The sequence below is a fragment of the Phytoactinopolyspora endophytica genome, assembly GCF_004138495.1.
Lineage (GTDB): Bacteria > Actinomycetota > Actinomycetes > Jiangellales > Jiangellaceae > Phytoactinopolyspora > Phytoactinopolyspora endophytica.
The window spans coordinates 20,356-25,946 of record NZ_ML142879.1 but is presented as its reverse complement, the minus strand read 5'-3'; the positions used below and the strand labels follow the sequence as shown (position 1 = coordinate 25,946).

At 58.3% G+C, this 5,591-nt stretch carries 5 protein-coding genes and 1 pseudogene; 2 read left to right on the top strand and 4 right to left on the bottom strand.

The window, feature by feature from the left end; all coding sequences use genetic code 11:
• The 4 genes and pseudogenes from ELR45_RS40010 to ELR45_RS36205 all read right to left on the bottom strand — a co-directional run.
• On the bottom strand, nucleotides 1-354 hold a 354-nt coding region (locus ELR45_RS40010; RefSeq protein ID WP_205857763.1), incomplete at its 3' end, for an AMP-binding protein.
• A 966-nt stretch (nucleotides 355-1,320) separates the two neighbouring features.
• A pseudogene (locus ELR45_RS33095) lies at nucleotides 1,321-2,299 on the bottom strand (IS481 family transposase).
• A 109-nt stretch (nucleotides 2,300-2,408) separates the two neighbouring features.
• Entirely contained in the window at nucleotides 2,409-2,636 is a 228-nt protein-coding gene (locus ELR45_RS41875) for a hypothetical protein (RefSeq protein WP_129670089.1), read from the bottom strand.
• Nucleotides 2,637-2,751: 115 nt separating this feature from the next.
• Nucleotides 2,752-2,895 (bottom strand): hypothetical protein, encoded by a 144-nt coding sequence (locus ELR45_RS36205; RefSeq protein WP_165368323.1) that lies wholly within the window; start codon nucleotides 2,893-2,895, stop codon nucleotides 2,752-2,754.
• 270 nt (nucleotides 2,896-3,165) lie between these two features.
• On the opposite strand from ELR45_RS36205, the gene ELR45_RS33085 reads away from it, so the two are divergent.
• Both ELR45_RS33085 and ELR45_RS33080 read left to right on the top strand, forming a co-directional pair.
• Nucleotides 3,166-4,356 carry a class I SAM-dependent methyltransferase gene (locus ELR45_RS33085; RefSeq protein WP_129670088.1) on the top strand — a complete coding sequence of 397 codons (1,191 nt, stop codon included), beginning with the start codon at nucleotides 3,166-3,168 and terminating at the stop codon, nucleotides 4,354-4,356.
• Nucleotides 4,357-4,643: 287 nt separating this feature from the next.
• Complete coding sequence (locus ELR45_RS33080) at nucleotides 4,644-5,483, top strand: sugar phosphate isomerase/epimerase family protein (RefSeq protein ID WP_165368322.1); 840 nt, start codon at nucleotides 4,644-4,646, stop codon at nucleotides 5,481-5,483.
• Nucleotides 5,484-5,591: the final 108 nt, after the last annotated feature.

The following is a 5,591-nucleotide window of genomic DNA, read 5'->3' as shown; positions in this document are numbered from 1 at the left end:
AAGTGCAGGAAGGAGTTCGTCGTCGCAAATCACTACTGCAGGTTCGGTGATGCTGAGTGCGTGCGCGAGCCCACGATGTCGGAACCCAGTGTTAATAGGAACCCAAATCGCGCCAAGATAATTTGTCGCCAGCCACGTCTGGACGCATGCGATGGAGTTACGCATAAGGACTGCCACGCGATCGCCGCTGCTGATGTGTATCTTCTCACGCAGACCAAGGGCGAGTCGTCGAACGTCGTAATCGAACTGACCGAATGTAACGTTGCGCCCGTCCATCTTTAGAAAGACACGCTCGTCCCAATGAGTCGCCGCCAGCTGGAGCGCAGCGTTGAGAGAGTCAATTTGCAGAAACACGGACCAATTCCTTACCTTTTGATGCGAATCGTCGAAAGATTGTTTCGTATAACGACAGGCGCCGCTTGGAGTGGGTTCTCTCCCCATAGCGTCGACCGGACGCCAATTGGCGGATTGTCAGGAGGCTCAGTTGACATGGAACTTCTCGACATGGCGTTCAACAAGCTGACATTCGTCAATTGTATGGAGCTTCTCGGAAGCGCCCATAGATCTGGCAAACTGGGCTTGGCAAGTTCGAGAGCGAGGGGTATACTCGAAATGTTGATATCGCAGATCATTCTTAATTGCTGCTAAGTGCGAACCACTGGGCTGCCGTGCGTTGACGACGAGATTGTTCTTAACACTACGGTCAGCATTTCGGATAAGTTCGAATATCCACGCCATGAGGCCCAAGTCTCCCGCCGAGGCCTTGCATTCTGCAGAGGACGGTTTCTGGCCACTAGTATGCTGGGTCAAGGCCAGCCCGTAGGCTTTTCCCAAGGCTATTTGAAGGCCGTGGAGGAAGGGGCGGAGCTGATGCATGCGTGATGAGGAGAGCAATAGGAAGCGGTCGATACAGGATGGCTCGAAGGGTTCAGACTGGCTTAGTCCCTTCGGTAATCGTCGAAACCATCACTCCGGTGTACGGCAGCCGCGAGACTTTCAACTGCTGCGAGGCCGCGGTCAGTATAAGGCACGGTTCCGTCATGTTTGGGATATGATCGGATGGCGGCGGGTCTTGTCTGTTTGAGGATGACACGCTCAAATTATGGCGTGTTTCGTATGTCGTGCACGCCCCGTAATGATCAAAGCTCGTACACTCGATCGTGGCGAAGGAGTTGTGCCCGTGTCGCCTTCTTGTCCTGAAGCTGCTGCTGTCGGCGGCCGAACACCGCGGTTGAGATGTTGTCCGTCCATCTCGCGCAAGTCGCCAATGCGTGAATATCTGACGTTGGTGCCGGATCACCGTTTGAGGAAGGGATGCCGTTAGCTGTTCTGTCCACGTAGGTTGGGTACGAGGTCGGCTGGTGACTTGCCGCCGAGCGCGGTGTGACCGCGGTGGTGATTTGTAGGTGTGGAGCCACTCGGTGAACAGTGCTGCGCGTTCGGCGTCGCAGGTGTAGGGCCGGGCGTAGGCCCACTCCTCGAGGGCGGCGCGGTTGAACCGCTCCACCTTCGCGTTGGTCTGCGGCCGATACGGCCTGGTCCGCTTGTGCTTGATATTCTCGCCCAGGGTCGTGGCGAACAGTTTGGAGCGGTAGCAAGCGCCGTTGTCGGTGAGCACTCGCTGAACCGTGATCCCAACGGAGTTGAAATAGGTGTTCGCCCGCTGCCAGAACGCTGCCGCGGTCTCCTTCTTCTCGTCTTCGAGGAGTTCGCTGTAGGCGAGCCGGGTGCAGTCGTCGACGGCATTGTGGATGTACCAGTAGCCGATCTTGCCGCGCTTAGTGTTCTTCTGGCCGGCTGCACGGCCCAGCACCTTGTGACCGCCGCCGTCGGGGATCCGGCCGAGCTTCTTGATGTCGACGTGGACCAGGTCGCCTGGTGCTTCGTGGACGTAGGAGTTCGCCTTCTTCGGCGACCGCTTGATCCGCATCCCGGTCGCGGGGTCGGTCCACGCCAGCCGCGTGCAACCGTAGCGGAGCAGAATCTTGTGCACCGTCGAGACCGCCATCCGCAGCCGATAGGCAATCCGGGCAGGCCCCCACCGTCGGCAGACCCGCAACCCGACCACACGACGCTCGACCCGAGTCGGTGTCCGTCGCGGCGAGGTCCTCGGACGCGAGGGTCGATCAGCCATGCCGTCCCGGCCGTGCTCGCGGTAGCGCTCGACCCAGCGCTTGGCCGTGGTGACTGAGCAGTTCCAGCGTTATGCGGCGCGGCGCAGCGGCCAGCCCTTGTCTACGACGAGCTGGGCCAGACGCAGACGACCAGCAGGGGTCAGTTGAGCGTTAGCGTGGGACACGAAGACCTCCGGTTGTGAGATGCGAATGCTTGGTCGCTTCACACCTCACCCGGAGGTCTTCGTCATCGTCCAGCAGGCACGCCGTACCTAACGTCCGTGGTCAGTACAGCTAGAGCAGCGGGAGAGGCAACACCGACGACGACATCAAGGGCCAGGGCGGCTCGTCTGGTGTAACAGACGTCGTCCGGATCCGCCTGACGCCGCCCGGGCGGCGGAACGTCTGGCCCCAGCCTGGATCATGGTAATCGGCGAGCCAGTCCAGAAACGCCGCATCCTCACTGCAAGTGGCGGGCAGCAGGGACAGGAACCGTCCACCCAACCGGTCGATATGCGCCATGTTATCCCGACTGGCGAGCTTGCAGTACACGACATGGAGAAGCCCTTCAGCGCGACACCAGGTGGTCCAAGTGTTGATATGCGATCGCGTCATCGCTTGTCTTGCTGCCCGGCGGTCAGTAGTAGATCGGCACCTCCGATTCCACGGTCACCGTGAGAATCCCGGCAGACTGCAACAGGTTCGGAAGATGGCTATTGTCGTGCTCTCGGGTGACCTTCACGGTGGTTTGCCGCTCAGAGATGCCCGTCCGCAGTCGCATAAGCGCCTGAGTCCCCAAGTCCCAGACTTCTTGACAAATTCCGTAGGACACCAGCCAGACACGAACTTGACTCCACGCCGGCGCCGCTCCTACGGCGAGTCTTCAAAGCCCACGGCCTGGTGGCATCATTTACAGTTAGCGCACAGGACATATGCCAGCGAAAGCCGCCTTCTGGACGGTGTAGCGTGAGCTCGTGCACTGTCTAACTAGAGAGGGTCGTCACGAAATCGACCAACTGCGAGATTTCGGCATTCTTTGGAGGAGTAGGTCGTGAGCTGGATAGATCTGTCACCCTGGGGCGCGGTCGAGCCTTTGCTACGTGCAGCGGGTAGCGGTTACGCTCAACTGCGAGAAACAGTAAGACAAGCGGGCTTGCAGTCCACTATGGACGTTGTCGTCAACGAACTACGGCTGCGCTATGATCCACCGCAGAACACCAAGCCTGTTAGCCTGCAGTTGGAAGTGACTTTCGACACAGAACGTGCAGGTCGTGTAATAACGTTCGATCACGCTGACCTAGTGGTGGAACCTGGCTGGACAAATTCACCCGCGGCTTGGCTCCGGTTCGATATTATCGACTTGTTGGAGAGCCTTTTCGGGCCATTCAAGGTTCGCCGTCACGCCAGTCTTGAAGTTGCCCGATCAGATCACAAGGCAATGCACTCCTCTACAGCCAGCGGGACAACGGCTGCGGACTACGAACAAGTAGGCAAATTAATACATTCCCTTCTCGACGCATGTCTCGCGAAACCTGACGATTTGGGTGAGCTTTCCGTTCGTTTCGGCTCAGATAAAGAGACGTTCCATAGATATATGCGACACTACGAACAACACTTCGCTCGGTTCCGGAACCAACCGATTCGCTTGCTGGAGATCGGTATCGGCGGGGGCCGTGATGCCTATATCGGTGGGGGGTCGCTACTCATGTGGCAGCGCTACTTTAAGCGCGGCCTAGTGTACGGATTGGATCTTTTTAATAAGCCCAATGTACACGGCCCTCGCATACGTACAGTGCGCGGGGATCAAAATGACCACGAATTCTTAGACAACTTGGGGCTCCAGTTTGGGCCATTCGACGTCATAATCGACGACGGCAGCCATATCAACGAGCATATAATGACGTCTATTTCCGGGCTGTTCCCATACGTCCGCTCCGGAGGCTTTTATGTCATCGAGGATCTCTGCTTCGCGTACTGGTCTGCCTGGAACCGATACGGCGACGATGCCGAGGCCGAGATGACCTCTATCGACATGATAAAGTCCCTGATTGACGGGTTACATCATCAGGAGGCGAAGGCGGGGCTGAGTTACACGCCATCGTATATGGACCTAAATGTTGCGGGAATGCACGTATATCACAATATAGTAATGCTTGAAAAGGGGAGGAACTCCGACAGTCCTATCCTGCCGGTAGTCCAGTCTTGTTATTCGCCTGATGTCAAGCCATCAAACACTCAATGAAGTTGCCACCAAACGCGATTTGAAGAAACTTACACACCGGGACGCATCGCGAGTAGGGCAATGGTGACAGCGGGATAAGTTGTCGGGTCATTGCCCACCGCGATCTTTCGTGCTTCTGGCGAGCTTGTTTCGCTTGACGCGGTGCGCTTTGTTGATCTTACTTTCATGGCGTTCGGGGAGTCGTGTCGCCGTCTATCGGGTCGGTGACCGAGGGACCCGGTGGCGTCCTTACCATCGTTACTCGATCATGGCGGCTTGGCCGCCTCAAGCTAGTTGAGGGAAGAAACGTGCGGATTGGGTGCTCGACGATTACCTTCGGTCCTTTACCTTCCGAACAAGCGTTACAACGCATCGCGGACCTAGGCTTCACGGTGATCGACATCGCGGCCGTACCGGGTCATTTCGATCACGTGAATCTGCTCAACCCAGCCGTGGACGAAGTCGAGCGGATTGCTGCGTCCGTGCACCGCCACAGCTTCGACGTAGCCGGGGTGCAGTCTGTGCCGTGGTTACCCGATGCCATCGACGACCCAGATGAGCTACGCCGTAGGTATACCGTTGTTGCTAATGTTGCTCAGGCCGTCGGCGCCCGCGCATGGGTGGTCGATGCTGGCAGCGCTCAGGTAGGCCAAGTAGAGGGCCGCGACGAGGCCCTGAGCCGGTTCAAGCGCACCATCACAATGGCGGCGGAGCTTGCAGACCAGCGAGGGCTTCGCCTCGGAATCGAGGCTCCACACGCCGGAACACTGGCCGAAACGCTACCAGAGGTGGTGGAGTTGCTCGATTTCGTTGACCTGCCTGAACTCGGAGTTGATCTGGATACCAGCCACATGTTCAGCTCTGCCGCGTCGACGTCGGAACTGGTCAACGAGGTCGGCCACCGCGTCGCTCACGTGGCGCTGCGCGATGCGTCTTACGATGGCGGCTTCGGCGTACCGGGAGATGGCGACTTTGACTTCCTAGACTTCTTCGCCGCACTTGCCAAGGCCGGCTACACTGGTGACGCCATGTTGGAGCTAGAGCCTTCGCGCCAAGACGCCTCGGCTGACGATCGAGCCATGGACGCGGCGCGCGCACGCGAGTACCTAGAATCGCTACTGGCCTATGGCGGCCCTTCTGAGCCTTGATCCAGTCTGCCACGGACACAGAGAGGAGCATGATCGGCAGGTAGGGCCACTTGATTTGGTGCTGTATGGGAGATGAAGGTTTTGGCCCTTTTGGGGTCGCCCTGCGGG